At 54.9% G+C, this 17,436-nt stretch carries 17 protein-coding genes; 13 read left to right on the top strand and 4 right to left on the bottom strand.

What is annotated here, in order from left to right:
* Positions 1–79: 79 nt before the first annotated feature.
* Positions 80–1,270, bottom strand: coding sequence for a maltose/maltodextrin ABC transporter substrate-binding protein MalE (malE, locus tag DD597_RS22470; protein WP_129256596.1), 1,191 nt, complete (start codon positions 1,268–1,270; stop codon positions 80–82).
* Between the two features lie 371 nt (positions 1,271–1,641).
* On the opposite strand from malE, the gene malK reads away from it, so the two are divergent.
* The 5 genes from malK (at position 1,642) to ubiA (ending at position 6,709) form a co-directional block, all read left to right on the top strand.
* On the top strand, positions 1,642–2,751 hold the full coding sequence (gene malK, locus DD597_RS22460) for a maltose/maltodextrin ABC transporter ATP-binding protein MalK (protein WP_003860329.1): 1,110 nt from the start codon (positions 1,642–1,644) through the stop codon (positions 2,749–2,751).
* A gap of 42 nt (positions 2,752–2,793) precedes the next feature.
* On the top strand, positions 2,794–4,104 hold the full coding sequence (locus DD597_RS22455) for a maltoporin (RefSeq protein WP_026080558.1): 1,311 nt from the start codon (positions 2,794–2,796) through the stop codon (positions 4,102–4,104).
* 114 nt (positions 4,105–4,218) lie between these two features.
* Positions 4,219–5,157, top strand: coding sequence for a maltose operon protein MalM (gene malM, locus DD597_RS22450; RefSeq protein ID WP_003860327.1), 939 nt, complete (start codon positions 4,219–4,221; stop codon positions 5,155–5,157).
* A 172-nt stretch (positions 5,158–5,329) separates the two neighbouring features.
* Complete coding sequence (gene ubiC / locus DD597_RS22445) at positions 5,330–5,827, top strand: chorismate lyase (RefSeq protein WP_022646736.1); 498 nt, start codon at positions 5,330–5,332, stop codon at positions 5,825–5,827.
* A gap of 12 nt (positions 5,828–5,839) precedes the next feature.
* Entirely contained in the window at positions 5,840–6,709 is an 870-nt protein-coding gene (ubiA, locus tag DD597_RS22440; protein ID WP_129256595.1) for a 4-hydroxybenzoate octaprenyltransferase, read from the top strand.
* 89 nt (positions 6,710–6,798) lie between these two features.
* On the opposite strand, the gene plsB is transcribed toward ubiA, so the two are convergent.
* Complete coding sequence (gene plsB, locus DD597_RS22435) at positions 6,799–9,219, bottom strand: glycerol-3-phosphate 1-O-acyltransferase PlsB (protein ID WP_129256594.1); 2,421 nt, start codon at positions 9,217–9,219, stop codon at positions 6,799–6,801.
* Between the two features lie 154 nt (positions 9,220–9,373).
* Here plsB and DD597_RS22430 point away from each other — a divergent pair, with 154 nt between their 5' ends.
* From DD597_RS22430 to DD597_RS22415, 4 genes are all read left to right on the top strand, one after another.
* Positions 9,374–9,742, top strand: coding sequence for a diacylglycerol kinase (locus tag DD597_RS22430; RefSeq protein WP_003860321.1), 369 nt, complete (start codon positions 9,374–9,376; stop codon positions 9,740–9,742).
* Between the two features lie 108 nt (positions 9,743–9,850).
* Entirely contained in the window at positions 9,851–10,459 is a 609-nt protein-coding gene (lexA, locus tag DD597_RS22425; RefSeq protein WP_003860318.1) for a transcriptional repressor LexA, read from the top strand.
* A gap of 63 nt (positions 10,460–10,522) precedes the next feature.
* Positions 10,523–11,860: an MATE family efflux transporter DinF gene (gene dinF / locus DD597_RS22420; RefSeq protein ID WP_129256593.1), complete on the top strand. Its 1,338-nt coding sequence runs from the start codon at positions 10,523–10,525 to the stop codon at positions 11,858–11,860.
* 119 nt (positions 11,861–11,979) lie between these two features.
* Positions 11,980–12,189: a CsbD family protein gene (locus DD597_RS22415; RefSeq protein ID WP_003860314.1), complete on the top strand. Its 210-nt coding sequence runs from the start codon at positions 11,980–11,982 to the stop codon at positions 12,187–12,189.
* 47 nt (positions 12,190–12,236) lie between these two features.
* On the opposite strand, the gene zur is transcribed toward DD597_RS22415, so the two are convergent.
* Positions 12,237–12,749, bottom strand: a complete 513-nt coding sequence (gene zur / locus DD597_RS22410; protein WP_003860309.1) for a zinc uptake transcriptional repressor Zur — start codon at positions 12,747–12,749, stop codon at positions 12,237–12,239.
* Between the two features lie 117 nt (positions 12,750–12,866).
* Here zur and DD597_RS22405 point away from each other — a divergent pair, with 117 nt between their 5' ends.
* The 4 genes from DD597_RS22405 (at position 12,867) to pspG (ending at position 16,228) form a co-directional block, all read left to right on the top strand.
* Entirely contained in the window at positions 12,867–13,355 is a 489-nt protein-coding gene (locus DD597_RS22405; protein ID WP_129256592.1) for a cupin domain-containing protein, read from the top strand.
* A gap of 168 nt (positions 13,356–13,523) precedes the next feature.
* On the top strand, positions 13,524–14,771 hold the full coding sequence (gene traF, locus DD597_RS22400) for a conjugal transfer protein TraF (protein WP_003860305.1): 1,248 nt from the start codon (positions 13,524–13,526) through the stop codon (positions 14,769–14,771).
* Between the two features lie 82 nt (positions 14,772–14,853).
* Positions 14,854–15,849, top strand: coding sequence for a tRNA dihydrouridine(20/20a) synthase DusA (dusA, locus tag DD597_RS22395; RefSeq protein WP_129256591.1), 996 nt, complete (start codon positions 14,854–14,856; stop codon positions 15,847–15,849).
* Between the two features lie 136 nt (positions 15,850–15,985).
* Entirely contained in the window at positions 15,986–16,228 is a 243-nt protein-coding gene (gene pspG / locus DD597_RS22390; RefSeq protein ID WP_003860302.1) for an envelope stress response protein PspG, read from the top strand.
* 184 nt (positions 16,229–16,412) lie between these two features.
* On the opposite strand, the gene DD597_RS22385 is transcribed toward pspG, so the two are convergent.
* Positions 16,413–17,396 (bottom strand): quinone oxidoreductase, encoded by a 984-nt coding sequence (locus tag DD597_RS22385; protein WP_003860300.1) that lies wholly within the window; start codon positions 17,394–17,396, stop codon positions 16,413–16,415.
* Positions 17,397–17,436 lie beyond the last annotated feature (40 nt).

Here is a 17,436-nt window from a genome sequence, read left to right as displayed (position 1 = left end):
CGCTGCGCTTACCTGACCTACGGATCGTGCCGTAGTCGTAGGGCGGGTAAGCGCATGCGCCACCCGCCGTTTTTCAGACTTACTTAGTAATACGACCCTGAGCATCTTTCAGCGCGGCATCGACAGTCTGGCGACCGCTTGCAGCGTTGATGACGGCGGTACGGGTGGCGTACCAGAATGCAGCCATCTGAGGGATGTTCGGCATGATTTCGCCTTTCTGGGCGTTATCCATGGTGGCCGCAATACGTGGATCTTTCGCCAGCTGATCCTGGAAGGATTTCAGCGCAACGGCGCCCAGCGGTTTGTCCTTGTTCACTTCATCCAGACCCTGATTGGTCAGCAGGTAGTTTTCGAGGAACTCTTTCGCCAGCTCTTTGTTCGGGCTGGCGGCGTTGATGCCTGCGCTCAGCACGCCCACGAACGGTTTAGACGGTTTGCCGTTGAAGGTTGGCAGCAGGGTCACGCCGTAGTTGATTTTGCTCTTGCCGATGTTGGTCCAGGCCCACGGACCGTTGATGGTCATCGCGGTTTCGCCTTTGTTGAACGCCGCTTCCGCGATGGAGTAGTCAGTATCCGCGTTCATGTGTTTGTTCTTAATCAGGTCAACCAGGAAGGTCAGACCTTTTTTCGCGCCCGCACTGTCCACCCCCACGTCTTTCACGTCATATTTGCCGTTTTCAAACTTGAACGCGTAGCCGCCGTCGGCAGCAATCAGCGGCCAGGTGAAGTACGGTTCTTGCAGGTTGAACATCAGAGCGGATTTACCCTTCGCCTTCAGCTCTTTATCCAGAGCAGGGATCTCTTCCCAGGTTTTCGGTGGGTTTGGCACCAGGTCTTTGTTGTAAATCAGTGACAGGGCTTCAACCGCGATTGGGTAAGCGATCAGCTTGCCGTTATAGCGAACGGCGTCCCAGGTGAACGGGAACAGTTTGTCCTGGAAGGCTTTGTCTGGCGTAACTTCTGCCAGCAGGCCAGACTGCGCGTAGCCCCCGAAACGGTCATGCGCCCAGAAGATAATGTCCGGGCCATCGCCCGTTGCCGCAACCTGCGGGAACTTCTCTTCCAGTTTGTCCGGGTGCTCTACGGTGACTTTGATACCGGTGTCTTTCTCAAATTTTTTGCCCACTTCGGCCAGACCGTTATAGCCCTTGTCGCCGTTAATCCAGATAACCAGCTTACCTTCTTCAATTTTGGCGAGAGCCGGTGCGGAAATCATCATTGCTGCGAGGGCGGACAATGCGAAAACGCGTGCGCCAGTCTTGATCTTCATATCTGCCATCCTTTATTGGTGATGTGCTCGTGGATACATAAGGTGGTTCAACGTGACTCAGTCTCCTTATTTGACATCCTCTTTCCATCCTCCCAGTCCCTACGCCCCACCCCCTGTTTGTGTGATCCCTGTAACATAAATTTAAGTTATGAGTGCTGGCGCACATAAAAACCCACTGAATTTTGCAGGCCGCTTCACGATTTTCGCCTCGGCCCCTCAGCTGCGGTCGCAGAGCCTGCTCTCTCATCCTCCCGCCTCCTCCCCCATAAAAAAGCCGGGGGGTGGAGGATTCACGAAAGTAATGGAACACGCATAGTGAACTTATCTTGAATGTTTCTGTCGGTGACAGGTTGTAACGAAGGGAGAAGGGCATGGCGAGCGTACAGCTGCGTAATGTAACGAAAGCCTGGGGCGACGTAGTGGTGTCAAAAGACATCAATCTGGACATCCACGAAGGTGAATTTGTGGTGTTCGTGGGTCCATCAGGCTGTGGTAAATCGACTCTGCTGCGTATGATTGCCGGTCTTGAAACCATCACCAGTGGCGATTTATTTATTGGTGATACCCGAATGAACGACATCCCACCAGCAGAACGCGGCGTGGGCATGGTGTTCCAGTCTTATGCGCTTTATCCGCATCTTTCCGTTGCCGAGAACATGTCCTTTGGCCTGAAGCTGGCCGGCGCGAAAAAAGAGACCATTAACCAGCGCGTCACCCAGGTGGCGGAAGTGCTTCAGCTGGCACATCTGCTGGAGCGTAAACCGAAGGCGCTCTCCGGCGGTCAGCGTCAGCGTGTGGCGATCGGCCGTACGCTGGTGGCCGAGCCGCGCGTGTTCCTGCTCGATGAACCTCTCTCTAACCTGGATGCCGCCCTGCGCGTCCAGATGCGTATCGAAATCTCCCGTCTGCACAAACGCCTTGGACGCACGATGATTTACGTCACCCACGATCAGGTCGAAGCGATGACGCTGGCCGACAAAATCGTGGTGCTGGATGCCGGTCGCGTGGCGCAGGTGGGCAAACCGCTGGAGTTGTATCACTACCCGGCAGACCGCTTTGTTGCGGGCTTTATTGGCTCGCCAAAGATGAACTTCCTGCCCGTAAAAGTGACCGCGACGGCAATCGAACAGGTACAGGTGGAGCTGCCAAACCGTCAGCAAGTCTGGCTGCCGGTCGACAGCGCCAACGTACAGGTGGGGGCCAATATGTCCCTCGGTATCCGCCCTGAGCATTTACTGCCGAGCCACATCGCTGATGTGACGCTGGAAGGTGAAGTTCAGGTCGTCGAACAGCTTGGTCACGAAACACAGATTCATATCCAGATCCCCGCCATCCGTCAGAACCTGGTCTACCGCCAGAATGACGTGGTGTTGGTAGAAGAGGGTGCCACATTCGCTATCGGTTTGCCGCCAGAGCGTTGCCATCTGTTCCGTGAGGATGGCACTGCATGTCGTCGGTTGCACAAAGAGCCAGGCGTTTAAGCATTCCAATTACAAAGAAAAGCAATGATCTCAGGAGATAGAATAATGATTACTCTGCGCAAAGTCCCTCTGGCTGTCGCCATTGCGGCAGGCATCCTGTCTGCCCAGGCGGGCGCCGTAGACTTTAAAGGTTATGCTCGTTCCGGCATTGGCTGGACCGGAAGTGGCGGTGAACAACAATGTTTCCAGGCAACAGGCGCACAAAGTAAATACCGTCTCGGTAACGAATGTGAAACCTACGCCGAACTGAAACTGGGCCAGGAAGTGTGGAAAGAAGGCGACAAGAGCTTCTATTTCGACACCAACGTAGCGTACTCCGTTTCTCAACAGAATGACTGGGAATCCACCAGCCCGGCCTTCCGTGAAGCTAACGTGCAGGGTAAAAACCTGATTGAATGGCTGCCAGGCTCTACCATCTGGGCCGGTAAGCGCTTCTATCAGCGTCATGACGTACACATGATCGACTTCTACTACTGGGATATCTCTGGTCCTGGTGCCGGTATTGAAAACATCGATCTGGGCTTTGGTAAACTCTCTCTGGCAGCGACCCGTTCTTCTGAGTCCGGCGGTTCTGCAACCTTCGCCGATCGTGATGCGAACGGCGACCGTATTTATGACAACGTGGTACCAAACGATGTCTTCGACGTCCGTTTAGCCGGTCTGGAAACCAACCCGGGCGGTACGCTGGAGCTGGGCGTTGACTACGGTCATACCAACATTCCTGACGACTACTATCTGCAACCTGGCGCCTCTAAAGATGGCTGGCTGTTCACCGCTGAACACACCCAGAGCATGATGAAAGGATTCAACAAGTTCGTACTGCAATACGGTACGGATTCCATGACCTCTAACGGTAAAGGTATTCCACAGGGCGGCAGCATCGATAACGACGGCTCTATGTGGCGCGTGCTGGACCACGGTGCAATCACCCTGGCAGACCGTTGGGACCTGATGTACGTCGGTATGTACCAGAACATCGATCGTGACAACAACAACGGTACCGAGTGGTGGACCGTGGGTGTTCGTCCAATGTTCAAATGGACGCCGATCATGAGCACCTTGCTGGAAGTGGGCTACGACAACGTTAAGTCTCAGAAAACTGACGACAAAAACAGCCAGTACAAAATCACCCTGGCACAGCAATGGCAGGCAGGCGACAGCATCTGGTCCCGTCCGGCTATCCGTGTCTTCGCAACCTACGCGAAGTGGGATGAGAAATGGGGCTATGCAAACAACGACTCAGGTGCAGGTTACACCTCTGGCGTAGCGTATAGCGACACCTCCGCGAAAACCTTCAGCCGTGGCGACAACGATGAGTGGACCTTCGGCGCCCAGATGGAAATCTGGTGGTAATTCGTCGAGCCTGACGTAATGACCTGAAAAGAGGGGCGTAAGCCCCTCTCTCCTTAGGGTGCTGCGCGCTATTGCCTGGCCACCGCAGTGCTCACGCTATCAGAGGTAATAACAATGAAAATGAAGAAAAGTCTCGTCGCGCTGTGCCTCTCTGCGGGGCTGTTGGCCTGTGCGCCTGCGCTCACCTATGCAGATGTGAATTTTGTTCCTCAAAATACCAGTGCTGCGCCAGCTATTCCGGCTGCGGCACTTCAGCAACTGGTGTGGACGCCAGTTGATCAGTCGAAAACGCAAACCACCCAGCTTGCCGCTGGCGGTCAGTCGCTGAACGTGCCGGGTATCAGCGGTCCGGTTGCGGCTTTCAGCGTGCCGGCGAATATCGGCGAGCTGACCCTGACGTTAACCAGTGAAGTCAATAAACAGACCAGCGTCTTCGCGCCTAACGTGCTGATCCTCGATCAGAGCATGACGCCATCCGCATTCTTCCCAAGCGACTATTTCAGCTATCAGGAGCCTGGCGTCATGAGTGCCGATCGGCTGGAAGGCGTTATGCGCCTGACGCCAGCCCTGGGTCAGCAGAAGATTTATGTCCTGGTGTTCACGACTGAAAAAGATCTGCAACAGACAACGAAGCTGGTTGATCCGGCGAAAGCCTACGCAAAAGGCACCGGTAACGCTGTCCCGGATATCCCGGATCCGCATGCTCGCCATACTACCGACGGCCTGATCAAGCTGAAAGTCTCCACCAACAGCGCCTCCAGCGTACTCGTAGGCCCGCTGTTTGGCTCATCTGGCCCGGGGCCGGTAACGGTGGGTAATACTGCCGCGCCTGTGTATGCCGCGCCAGCCGCAACACCGGCCGCGGCTCCGGCCCCGGCGAAAAAAGCCGAGCCGGTGCTTAACGATACTGAAACTTACTTTAACAACGCCATCAAGCAGGCAGTTAAAAACGGCGATGTCGATAAAGCGCTGAAACTGCTTGATGAGGCCGAGCGTTTAGGTTCAACCACTGCCCGTTCCACCTTTATCAGCAGTGTAAAAGGCAAGGGGTAACCGTCTCCCCACAGTGCTGATTTTGTTAGTCGTTTAGTGCGCCTTCACGGGCGCACTTTTTTTGGCTAAGTTGCACCATTGTTGCGATAGTGATCGTTAAATTCTGTTTGTCCGTCCTCATTTTGCCAATCTGCGATACAATGCTTTTACGTTATGTATCGGAGAGTCTGGCATGTCACACCCCGCGCTCACGCAGCTGCGTGCGCTACGCTATTTCGACCACATCCCTGCGCTTGACCCGGAACAGCTGGACTGGCTGCTGCTGGAAGATTCCATGACAAAACGTTTTGAGCAACAGGGTAAAACGGTCACGGTGACGATGATTCAGGAAGGGTTTGTCTCGCCTGCGGAGATTGCCAGCGAGCTGCCGCTGCTGCCGCAGGAAGAACGCTACTGGCTGCGTGAAATTTTACTCTGTGCGGATGGCGAGCCGTGGCTTGCCGGGCGGACGGTGGTTCCTGAGTCTACACTTTCCGGGCCGGAGCTGGCATTGCAACGCCTCGGCAAAACGCCCCTGGGGCGCTATCTGTTCACCTCGTCTGAACTGACCCGTGATTTTATTGAAATTGGTTGCGATGCCGATTTGTGGGGGCGCCGTTCCCGCCTTCGTTTGAGTGGCAAGCCGTTAATACTGACGGAACTCTTTTTGCCTGCATCGCCGTTGTACTAAGAGGGAGAGAAAATGGAGTGGAGTCTGACGCAGAATAAGCTGCTGGCCTATCACCGCCTGATGCGTACTGATAAACCCATTGGCGCGCTGCTGCTGCTGTGGCCGACCTTATGGGCGCTGTGGGTTGCCACGCCGGGCGTGCCGCCGCTGTGGATCCTGGCGGTGTTTGTGGCGGGCGTCTGGCTGATGCGCGCTGCGGGTTGTGTGTTCAACGACTATGCTGACCGGAAATTTGATGGACATGTTAAGCGCACCGCGAATCGTCCTCTGCCGAGCGGTCAGGTGACCGGGAAAGAGGCGCGCATCCTGTTTGTGGTGCTGGTGCTTCTCTCTTTCATGCTGGTGTTAACCCTTAACACCATGACCATTCTACTGTCCGTTGCGGCTCTGGCGCTGGCCTGGGTTTACCCGTTCATGAAGCGATACACCCATCTGCCGCAGGTGGTATTGGGTGCGGCATTTGGCTGGTCGATTCCCATGGCGTTTGCCGCGGTCAGCGAGTCCGTTCCGCTCAGCTGCTGGCTGATGTTCCTGGCGAATATTCTCTGGGCCGTTGCGTACGATACCCAATACGCGATGGTCGATCGCGATGACGATCTCAAGATTGGCATCAAATCGACGGCGATCCTGTTTGGCCGTCACGACAAACTGATCATCGGCATATTACAGGTGGCGGTGCTGGCGCTGATGGTGGCGATTGGTCGCCTGAACGGGCTGAACTGGGAGTTTTACTGGTCCGTACTGGTGGCGGGGCTGCTGTTTGCGTATCAGCAGAAGCTGATCGCGAAGCGCGAGCGTGAAGCCTGCTTTAAAGCGTTTCTGAATAATAACTACGTCGGGCTGGTGCTGTTTCTGGGCCTGGCGATGAGTTACTGGTCATAAAAAAGCCGGGTGGCGGCTTCGCCTTACCCGGCCTACGATTTAGCGGAACATGTAGGCCGGGTAAGCGTTAGCGTCACCCGGCTTTAGCATCATTCGCCCTGCGTCGAACTCTCAATCGTTAAACGCACATCCGCGGTAATCAGCTCTGCCAGCATCTGGTAAACCTTCATCGTCTCTTCCGGCTCGGCATCGCCCGTATCGCTAATGTACCCTTCGTCGCGCAGCGTCAGCACCAGGGAGCTGAATACCGCTTTGTCGAAGAATTCCGGGGCGTTAATGCCATGCAGAACGGAGAGGCGCTGGGCCAGCGTCCGGCTCTCTTTTTCCAGCGTACCGCGGTTGATGGACGGATTTGCACTCAGCAACCAGAAGGTAATGGCGTAGCGCTGCAACGTCTCACGCGCACCGGAAGCCAGGAGCTGCAAGGTACGGGAACGTGACGGATTGATATGCAGTTCATCATCACTGATGGTAATCAGCCCCTGACGATGCATCTCTGCCGTCATTTTATCGAGCTCTGCCGCCAGTTCATCCTTACTCCAGCGCAGGAACAGCTCCGCTTTCAGCATCGGGTAGATGGTCTGAATATGGCGCAGCAGCTCCTGACGTGAAATACGGCGGTGCTGGGTAATAATGGCCGCCATCAGCGACGGCAGCATCAGCATGTGCGTGATGTTATTACGGTAGTAGGTCATCAGCACGGCCTGCTCGCGCGGCAGAATGATGATGTCACCAATCGTATCTTTCTCGACTTCGAACTTGTTCATCTGCAACGCGTGATCGATCAGCTCGCTGGCGGTGGCAGACGGCACGGTCGAATCCACGGAATACGGCACGTTGCGCATGATATCCAGGTAGCAGTCAATCTGCTCGGTCAGCTGTTCGCGGGTCAGTGAACGCTGGCGAGAGGCCAGAAGCGCAGTACAACACAGGTTCATGGCGTTTGCCGCACCAGCATTGTTGATGCGTACCATCAGCTCGGATGCAATGCCGTTGACCGTTGGCGTCAGCCAGGCCGGACGTACCGCTTCGATAGGATCGATAGACTCGCGCCACTCCGGAACATGATGGTTCAGATATGTCATCAGCGGCAGGGGCTCGCCAAAGTTCACGTATCCCTGGCCGAGGTTGCGCAATTTACTCAGCCCACGCAGCATCTGCGGCAGACTCTCTTTCTCTTTAGTCGCACCGCGCAGCTCTTTCGCGTAGGTGCCCACTTCCATCACGTGTTCATAACCGATGTAAATCGGCACCAGCGTGATAGGACGGGTACCGCCACGCAGCATGGCCTGAATGGTCATCGACAGCGTGCCGGTCTTTGGATCGAGCAGACGACCGGTACGCGAGCGACCGCCTTCAACAAAGTACTCCACAGAATAACCGCGGCTGAACAGCTCGCCCAGATACTCCCTGAAGACGGTGGAGTAAAGCTTGTTACCTTTAAAGGTACGACGAATGAAGAACGCACCCAGACGGCGGAAAATCGGGCCTGCTGGCCAGAAGTTCAGGTTGATACCGGCAGCAATATGCGGTGGCACCAACCCCTGGTGATAGAGCACGTAAGAGAGCAACAAGTAGTCCATGTGGCTGCGGTGGCAGGGCACATAGACAATCTCGTGGCCGTCGTGCGCTAACTGACGCACGCGTTCGGCGTTGTGGACGTTAATCCCCTGATAGAGGCGGTTCCACGTGAAGCCGAGGATACGGTCAGAGAGGCGAATCATCTCGTAGGAGAAGTTCGCGGCGATCTCTTCCATCAGCGCGATTGCGTTCTGCTGCGCTTTCTCGTGCGAAATTTTCTTGCTGCGCGCTTCGTCTTCTACGGCACGGGCAATCGCTTTGGAAGCCAGCAGCTTGTTGAACAGATCCTGACGTGCCGGGAGACGTGGTCCAACGGCCGCCAGACGCTGACGTGCAAAGTGCATACGCGCAACGCGCGCCAGCTTTTGCGCAATGATTTTGTCAGTGCCGTGTTCATCCGCCATGCGGCGCAGTGAAACGGAAGGTGAGAAGCGGACAAAACTGTCGCGTCCCAGCCAGGAGACGGCGAAAAACTTCTGAATGCCGTTGAGCATACGCAGCGGCGGGTTCTCTTCCCCTTTTTCGCGCCCCGGACGACGGCCAAACATCACCGACACCGGCACCATCTGCACGTCCAGATCGGGGTTGCTGCGGTGCAGATCGAGGTAATCATGGAACAGCTTAATGGACTCTTCTTTCGGCGTGTAATAGGTGAACACGCGCGGCCCGCCATGGATGAACACGTAGCGTGGCAGCAGCGTACCGTCGACTTCCAGCGGTTCAAGTGGGTCAGGTAAATCGTGCGCCAGACATTGAGCGCGAAGCGTCAGCAGGTCTGCCTTCGAGTTATAAGGCAAAACGTACATAATAGGGCGCGACGTATCGAGCCCTAATTCCAGCGCAGGTTCTGCTGGGATAGACTTACTTTTTACCAGGACGCTTAATGGTAAATTAAGTAATTTGTAGTAAATTCGTGGCCAGCCGGACATAAACGATGTAAAGCCTCTGGTTAATAATGCAATTGCGGCGCAAGGATAACAGAAAGCGCGCAAAATTTCTGTTGTTACCCGTCATACTTCAGGTTGCAGCAAAACGCGCTGCGGCTTTAGTTACAGACGCTATTTATCATAAAAGGTTCTTTTAATGGCCAATAATACCACTGGGTTAACTCGAATCATTAAAGCTGCCGGTTATTCATGGAAAGGTTTCCGCGCTGCATGGGTTAATGAAGCCGCTTTCCGCCAGGAGGCGGTTGCTGCAATCGTTGCCGTTGTCATCGCCTGCTTCCTTGATGTTGATGCTATCACCCGCGTACTGCTCATCGGATCTGTCTTTCTGGTGATGATAGTGGAAATTCTTAATAGCGCTATTGAGGCCGTTGTTGACCGAATCGGGTCGGAATTCCATGAATTGTCTGGCCGGGCGAAAGACATGGGTTCCGCTGCCGTACTGCTGGCGATTATCACTGCGGCGATCACCTGGGTCACGCTGCTTTGGTCGCATTTCCGATGAGCCTCGAGGAATAATTAAGTCCCTGGTTTTTTGTGCAGTTTTTGGTTCCAAAATCGCCTTTGACTGTATATACTCACAGCATAACTGTATATACACCCAGGGGGCGGTATGAAAGCGTTAACGACCAGGCAGCAAGAGGTGTTTGATCTCATTCGGGATCATATCGGCCAGACGGGTATGCCACCCACGCGTGCAGAAATTGCGCAGCGTCTGGGCTTCCGTTCTCCTAATGCTGCCGAAGAGCACCTTAAAGCGCTGGCGCGTAAGGGCGTGATTGAGATTGTTTCCGGCGCCTCACGCGGTATTCGTCTGCTGGTGGAAGAAGAGAGCGGTATTCCGCTGGTGGGTCGCGTAGCGGCAGGTGAACCTCTGCTGGCGCAGCAGCACATCGAAGGGCACTATCAGGTTGATCCAGGCATGTTCAAGCCGAGCGCCGATTTCCTGCTGCGCGTTAGCGGAATGTCCATGAAAGATATCGGTATTCTGGATGGCGATCTGCTGGCGGTACACAAAACGCAGGACGTGCGTAACGGGCAAGTCGTGGTGGCGCGCATTGATGATGAAGTGACGGTTAAGCGCCTGAAGAAACAAGGCAATACCGTGCAGCTTCTGCCTGAAAACAATGAATTCTCCCCGATTGTGGTGGATCTCCGCGAGCAGAGCTTCTCTATTGAAGGACTGGCGGTCGGCGTTATCCGCAACGGTGAATGGCTGTAATCTCTTCCTGACAGGCTGTAGTTCCTCTACAGCCTGGCCTGTTTTCTGATTCCGGTAATTTCCATGGCATTGCTAACTTCTGCCGATAAGGCGTTGTGGCGTCTTGCGCTACCGATGATTTTTTCCAATATTACCGTTCCTCTGCTTGGGCTGGTGGATACGGCGGTTATCGGGCATCTCGATTCGCCGATTTATCTCGGCGGCGTCGCGATCGGCGCAACGGCGACCAGCTTTCTCTTTATGCTGCTGCTTTTTCTGCGCATGAGTACGACGGGCCTGACGGCCCAGGCGTATGGTGCAAAAGATCCCCTGCGTCTGGCGCGTGCGCTGGTTCAGCCGCTCATTCTGGCGTTCGGTGCTGGCGCGTTAATCGTTCTGTTGCGTACGCCGCTGATTGATTTTGCGCTCCATATTGTGGGCGGCAGCGATGCCGTACTGGAACAGGCCCGGCGGTTCCTCGAAATTCGCTGGCTCAGCGCGCCCGCTTCACTGGCAAACCTGGTCCTGCTGGGCTGGCTGTTGGGCGTGCAGTACGCCCGCGCGCCGGTGATCCTGCTGGTGGTAGGCAACCTGCTTAACATTATACTCGATCTGTGGCTGGTGATGGGGCTGCACATGAACGTCCGGGGCGCGGCGCTGGCCACGGCGATTGCCGAGTACGGTACGCTGCTAATTGGTTTGGGAATGGTCTGGCGCGTACTGGCGATGCGCGGTATCACCCTGGATCTGCTGAAATCGGCCTGGCGCGGCAACATTCGTAAGCTGCTGGCGCTTAATCGCGACATCATGCTCCGTTCGCTCCTGCTGCAACTCTGCTTTGGCGCCTTAACCGTTTTTGGTGCGCGTCTTGGGCCTGAAATCGTCGCAGTCAACGCAGTGCTCATGACGTTACTGACCTTTACCGCTTACGCGCTGGATGGTTTTGCTTACGCCGTCGAGGCGCATTCAGGGCAGGCCTATGGCGCGCGTGAAAGCGGCCAGTTACGTGAGGTCTGGCGTGCTGCCTGTCGTCAGGCGGGCCTGGTGGCGCTGGTCTTTGCTCTGGTGTACGCCTGTTTTGGTGAGCATATTGTCGCGCTACTCACCTCGTTGCCCGCGCTACGTGAGCTGGCCGATCGCTACATCCTCTGGCAGGTAGTATTACCGGTGGTGGGTGTGTGGTGCTATTTGCTGGACGGCATGTTTATTGGTGCGACGCGAGGGGCGGCGATGCGCAACAGCATGGCCGTCGCGGCGGCGGGGTTTGGCCTGACGCTGCTGACCCTGCCGTATCTCGGCAATCATGGTCTGTGGCTGGCGCTGGCGGTGTTTCTCTCACTGCGTGGCCTTTCGCTGGCCGTTATCTGGCATCGTCACTGGCGAAACAATACCTGGTTTCCAGCCCCGCACGATATATCGTAACGGTTAAAGATTCCGAATATAAAAACAACTACCGAATCCTTAACTACAATAATAATCACGTCCAGCAGAAAAGAACGTAGCGGGCGATACTCATAGACGCTTAACACGAGGACACGATTATGAATAAAGACGAAATCGGCGGCAACTGGAAGCAATTCAAAGGTAAAGCGAAAGAACAGTGGGGTAAGCTGACAGATGACGATATGACCGTCATTGAAGGTAAGCGCGATCAGCTGGTAGGTAAAATCCAGGAGCGCTACGGTTACGAAAAAGATCAGGCGGAAAACGAAGTCAAAGACTGGGAAACCCGTAACGACTACCGCTGGTAACCGGTACTATCCCCAAGGGCGGCCCTGAGCCGCCTTTTTCTTTGGCTTTAACGCGGCTTTTTCTTCACCAGGATAGAGTGATCGTGCTGACAGTCATCCTGATGACGGCATGACTCCACCTCCACGCAGGCAGAACATAAGCCGTGGGCTTCAATCACGTTATGGCGCAGCGCAAAGCCCATTCTGGCTGCCAGCGTATGCATAATATCTTCCACACCTTCCGCACACTCTTCCTTCACCACACCACAGCGATCGCAGATAAACATGGCGGACGTGTGAGTTGGCTGGTCAAAAAGATGGCACAGCACATAGCTGTTTGTTGATTCCACTTTATGCACAAACCCTTGCTCCAGCAGAAAATCCAGCGCCCGATAAACGGTCGGCGGTTTCGCCTGCGGCTCGCTTTCACGCAGCAGATCGAGCAGATCGTAGGCGCTGATGGCGCCCTGTTGCAGGCTCATCAGACGCAGTACCTCAAGGCGCTGCGGGGTCAGGCGCACATTGCGTTGCGCGCACAGCTTTTCAGCTTGCGCTAACAGCTCTTTTGTGGACTTGTCCATCGGGCACCTCGGATGTGGTAAGGGGTGAAAACTCTCACTTTATCATGTTCTGCTAAAAACACCGAGATCCGCCAGGCTGTGCTATACCTGACGCATCGCAAATCAGGAGATCGCAAAATGAAAAGACCTGACTGTATTCGGCACTGGCGGGACGTGGAAGGCGCTGATGACGCAACGTATCCTGACAGCAACGAACGTTTTTCTATTGGCGCGCCGCTGGCCCGCAAACTGGGTCTCGGCCGCATTGGTATTCAGCATGAACGGCTGCCGCCCGGACGCCGCACATCTTATCCGCATGCGGAAAGCGACGAAGAGGAGTTTGTTTACGTTCTGGAGGGTTACCCTGAGGCCTGGATCAATGGCTATTTATGGAAGCTCGAACCCGGGGACAGCGTGGGATTTCCAGCAGGGACGGGCGTGTGTCACACCTTTATCAACAATACCGATGAAGAGGTGCGCTTACTGGTGGTGGGTGAGGCCAATAAAAAACATAACCGTATCTACTATCCGCTCAATCCGGTGTATGCCGCGACGCGCGAAGACCGCTGGGTCGACCATCCGCCTCAGTTTTTTGGGCCGCACGATGGAAAACCTGGGCGAAAATAATTTCCTCTTCTATAAATATTGATGGTCGTCACATATTACAACAGGCCGGGATGGAATTTAACTTAAGGAAATAGCGGGTCTTTTTGCACTTATTCACAGCAATAGTTCGTTCCTGTTTGGGTGATAACAGACAGGGTTAACTAATAACAAACTATTTACGAGCACACTGTGAAAAAACATTTTAAATTTTCGATGGTTAGCATCGCTGTCTCCTTTTTTATGGCAAATCAGGCGGGAGCAGCCAATACCTGGACGGAAGCGCGTAGCGACGCAATGGGCGGAACGGGTGTCGCGGCAGGGAGCTATGGCAGCGGGGCGTTAATCAACCCCGCGTTGCTGGCAAAATCTAAACCGGACGATAGTGTCACTGTGATCCTGCCGTCCATTGGTGCGCAGATTTCAGATAAAGACAATCTTCGGGATAAGATTGATGACATCAGTGATGATGTGAATAACTATCGCAGCACACTGAATAATATTAATCCTGTCGATCTTTTTAACCCTTCAAGCCCTGCCTCTTTGCAGGTCTCTTCGGCGGCAGGCGATCTTGCCGATCAACTGGATTCATTGAAAGGGAAAACCGCCAGCGGTAAAGCAGGAGGGGGGATCGCCGTAAGCATTCCTAATGATGTACTTTCAGTCGCTTTTGTAGCGAAAGCCAATGCGCGTGCACGCGTGAGCTCTTATATCGATCAGGGCGATATCGATAAGCTACGTTTAGTAGAGGCTACGCCCGTTGCCGTATTTGGCGTTAACCCGAATGATCTCAAATCAAAAGGGTATGGCCGTGCAGCAATCGTTTCGGATTATGGTGTTGCAATCGCACGTCAGTTTGATCTTAGCGGTGTGCCGGTTTCCGTCGGCATCACCCCGAAGCTACAAAAAACATGGCTTTATAACTACACCGTTTCTATCTACAACTTTGACAGTGATGATATAAACAGTAGCCGTTACCGCAATGATGACACCGGGTTTAACGTTGATGCTGGCCTTGCGGCAGACTTTGGGGAAAACTGGACGGTCGGCCTGACCGGTCAGAATCTCTTCTCTCGCGATATCGACACCAAAGAAGTGGATGGGGTACGCGATACCTATCAAATTAGTCCTGTCGTCACTGCCGGGGCCGCCTGGCATAACGATCTGGTCACGCTTACCGCAGACGGCGATCTGACCGAAACCAAGGGCTTTAAAAGCGAAGACACCTCCCAGTACGTTGGCGTCGGTGCCGAAGTCACGCCGCTGAGCTGGCTGGCAGTACGCGCCGGTTATCGTGCGGATATGAAAGGGAACGACAGCAACGTCTTTACCGGCGGTGTCGGTTTCGCGCCGTTCAACGCCGTCCACGTTGACCTGATGGGGCTTTATGGCGAAGACGAGACCTGGGGCGCAGGGGCACAGTTGAGCATGACGTTCTAAAGTCCACCGGAGGCGCTGCGCCTCCGGCTTTTCTTTATGCTATAGTAGCGCCCCTTTTCCACCAGATGCTTAAAACTTCGCCATGTCGTCAGAATTCCAGACCGCTTTCCCTGCACACCGTTTCTCCATTGCGCCAATGCTCGACTGGACGGACAGACACTGCCGCTATTTCCTGCGCCAGCTCTCCCGCCATACGCTGCTGTACACCGAAATGGTCACTACCGGCGCAATTATTCATGGCAAGGGCGATTATATGGCGTACAGCGAAGAGGAGCATCCGGTTGCGCTGCAACTGGGTGGCAGCGATCCGGCTGCGCTGGCGCAGTGCGCGAAGCTGGCTGAAGAACGCGGCTATGACGAGATTAACCTCAACGTCGGTTGCCCGTCCGACCGTGTGCAAAACGGTATGTTCGGCGCGTGTCTGATGGGAAATGCACACCTGGTGGCGGACTGCATCAAAGCGATGCGCGACGTCGTCTCTATCCCGGTTACGGTCAAAACCCGTATCGGCATAGACGACCAGGACAGCTACGAGTTTCTGTGTGATTTCATCAACACCGTATCAGGGAAGGGTGAATGCGAGATGTTTATCATCCACGCCCGTAAAGCCTGGCTCTCTGGCCTCAGCCCGAAAGAAAACCGCGAGATCCCGCCGCTGGACTACCCGCGCGTGTACCAGCTGAAACGCGATTTCCCACACCTGACCATGTCGATCAATGGCGGTATTAAGTCGCTGGACGAGGCCAAAGCGCACCTCGAACATATGGATGGCGTGATGGTCGGACGCGAGGCGTATCAGAATCCGGGCATTCTGGCGACGGTTGACCGGGAAATCTTTGGCGTTGAGGGTGCTGACACCGATCCCGTGGCCGTAGTGCGCGCCATGTATCCGTACATTGAGCGCGAGCTGAGTCATGGTACGTATCTGGGCCACATTACCCGCCATATGCTTGGCCTGTTCCAGGGCATTCCTGGTGCGCGCCAGTGGCGTCGTTATCTCAGCGAGAACGCGCATAAAGCCGGTGCGGATATTGAGGTACTGGAACACGCGCTGCGTCTGGTTGCGGATAAACGTTAAATTTCGCTAAAAGATGGTCAAATACGCCACGCCCTGCAACACATTGCGGGGCGTTTTGCTTTCAGAACAACAACTTATTTTTGGCATGATTCTTGTAACGATCGCAGCATCATTCGGGAACTCGTGGGAGAGCACCATGCTTGAACTACTTTTTGTGATTGGCTTCTTTATCATGCTGATGGTCACGGGCGTGTCGCTGCTCGGCATTCTGGCCGCGCTCGTTGTGGCCACGGTGGTGATGTTTGTCGGCGGTTTATTTGCCCTGACGATTAAACTCTTGCCGTGGTTACTTCTGGCGATTGCGGTGGTATGGGCCATACGGGCGATTAAATCACCAAAACTGCCCAGTTATCAGCGTAATAACCGCTTCCGTTACTAAGGTATTGAGGGGTACGTCACATACCTGCAACTTTTCCGGCAGCAATCCTTAGAACAGAATAGGATTTACTTATCGAATCTGTCACTATGGCTGCCGCTAAAGAATTCATCGAGCTGTACCCTACATACAGCCGAACTAAAAAAAGAAAGGGCTTCCCACGGGAAGCCCAATTTCTTTTTATGGCTCAGGGAATTAACAGACTCGACCCCTGCGTTGCCCGGCTCTCCAGCACCTCATGCGCACGTTGCGCATCGGTCAGCGGATATTTCTGCGCCTCTGCCACATCCACTTTAATCACCCCGCTGGCGATCAGCGAGAACAGCTCGTTGCTGGCTTCCTCAAGTTCTTCCCGGTTGGTGATGTAACCTTGCAGGGAAGGGCGAGTGACGTACAGTGATCCTTTCTGATTCAGAATGCCCAGGTTCACCCCGGTGACAGCCCCGGAGGCGTTACCGAAGCTCACCATCAGCCCGCGACGTTGCAGGCAGTCCAGCGAAGATTCCCAGGTGTCTTTCCCCACCGAGTCATACACCACGCGGACCTTTTTGCCGCCAGTGATCTCTTTTAGCCGCTCAACGATGCTCTCTTCCCGGTAGTTGATCACCTGCCATGCGCCCGCGTCCAGCGCACGCTGCGCTTTTTGCGCGCTGCCTGTGGTGCCGATCAGCTTCGCGCCCAGGGCTTTCGCCCACTGGCAGGCAATCAGCCCCACGCCACCTGCGGCTGCGTGAAACAGGAATTGCTCGTCAGGCTTAATTTCGTAGGTTTTACGCAGCAGATAATAGACCGTCAGCCCTTTCAGGAATGAGGCGGCAGCCTGCTCGAAGCCGATCGCATTTGGCAGAAGCGCCGCTTTCTCGGCCGGAACGTTATGGATGGAGCTGTAAGCGCCCAGCGCCGACTGCGCGTACACCACGCGATCGCCTTCCTTAATGTGCTTAACCGCGCTGCCCACTTTGCTGACGATGCCGGCCGCCTCTGTGCCCAGCCCGCTCGGCATCGACGGAGGCGGATAGAGGCCGCCGCGAATATAGGTATCGATGTAGTTAATGCCGATAGCTTTGTTTTCCACCTGGATTTCGTTCTCGCCAGGCGCAGCGGGGGTAAATTCCACCGCTTTGAGTACGTCAGGGCCACCATGCTTGTGAAATTCAATACGTGTTGCCATGCTTCCTCCAGAATGTGGTAATCTTTCGACCCACTCTTTA

It is taken from the genome of Enterobacter cloacae complex sp. 677-3DZ2D5B (assembly GCF_004136695.1).
GTDB classification, from domain to species: Bacteria; Pseudomonadota; Gammaproteobacteria; order Enterobacterales; family Enterobacteriaceae; genus Enterobacter; species Enterobacter hormaechei_C.
The sequence above is the reverse complement of the archived record's forward strand: the minus strand, read 5'-3'. Positions and strand labels throughout refer to the sequence as shown.

What these genes read in the sequence shown, in the direction of transcription:
- malE (WP_129256596.1), bottom strand. Translation starts at nt 1,270, where the DNA reads ATGAAGATCAAGACTGGCGCACGCGTTTTCGCATTGTCCGCCCTCGCA.
- malK (WP_003860329.1), top strand. Translation starts at nt 1,642, where the DNA reads ATGGCGAGCGTACAGCTGCGTAATGTAACGAAAGCCTGGGGCGACGTA.
- malM (WP_003860327.1), top strand. Translation starts at nt 4,219, where the DNA reads ATGAAAATGAAGAAAAGTCTCGTCGCGCTGTGCCTCTCTGCGGGGCTG.
- ubiC (WP_022646736.1), top strand. Translation starts at nt 5,330, where the DNA reads ATGTCACACCCCGCGCTCACGCAGCTGCGTGCGCTACGCTATTTCGAC.
- ubiA (WP_129256595.1), top strand. Translation starts at nt 5,840, where the DNA reads ATGGAGTGGAGTCTGACGCAGAATAAGCTGCTGGCCTATCACCGCCTG.
- plsB (WP_129256594.1), bottom strand. Translation starts at nt 9,219, where the DNA reads ATGTCCGGCTGGCCACGAATTTACTACAAATTACTTAATTTACCATTA.
- DD597_RS22430 (WP_003860321.1), top strand. Translation starts at nt 9,374, where the DNA reads ATGGCCAATAATACCACTGGGTTAACTCGAATCATTAAAGCTGCCGGT.
- lexA (WP_003860318.1), top strand. Translation starts at nt 9,851, where the DNA reads ATGAAAGCGTTAACGACCAGGCAGCAAGAGGTGTTTGATCTCATTCGG.
- dinF (WP_129256593.1), top strand. Translation starts at nt 10,523, where the DNA reads ATGGCATTGCTAACTTCTGCCGATAAGGCGTTGTGGCGTCTTGCGCTA.
- DD597_RS22415 (WP_003860314.1), top strand. Translation starts at nt 11,980, where the DNA reads ATGAATAAAGACGAAATCGGCGGCAACTGGAAGCAATTCAAAGGTAAA.
- zur (WP_003860309.1), bottom strand. Translation starts at nt 12,749, where the DNA reads ATGGACAAGTCCACAAAAGAGCTGTTAGCGCAAGCTGAAAAGCTGTGC.
- DD597_RS22405 (WP_129256592.1), top strand. Translation starts at nt 12,867, where the DNA reads ATGAAAAGACCTGACTGTATTCGGCACTGGCGGGACGTGGAAGGCGCT.
- dusA (WP_129256591.1), top strand. Translation starts at nt 14,854, where the DNA reads ATGTCGTCAGAATTCCAGACCGCTTTCCCTGCACACCGTTTCTCCATT.
- pspG (WP_003860302.1), top strand. Translation starts at nt 15,986, where the DNA reads ATGCTTGAACTACTTTTTGTGATTGGCTTCTTTATCATGCTGATGGTC.
- DD597_RS22385 (WP_003860300.1), bottom strand. Translation starts at nt 17,396, where the DNA reads ATGGCAACACGTATTGAATTTCACAAGCATGGTGGCCCTGACGTACTC.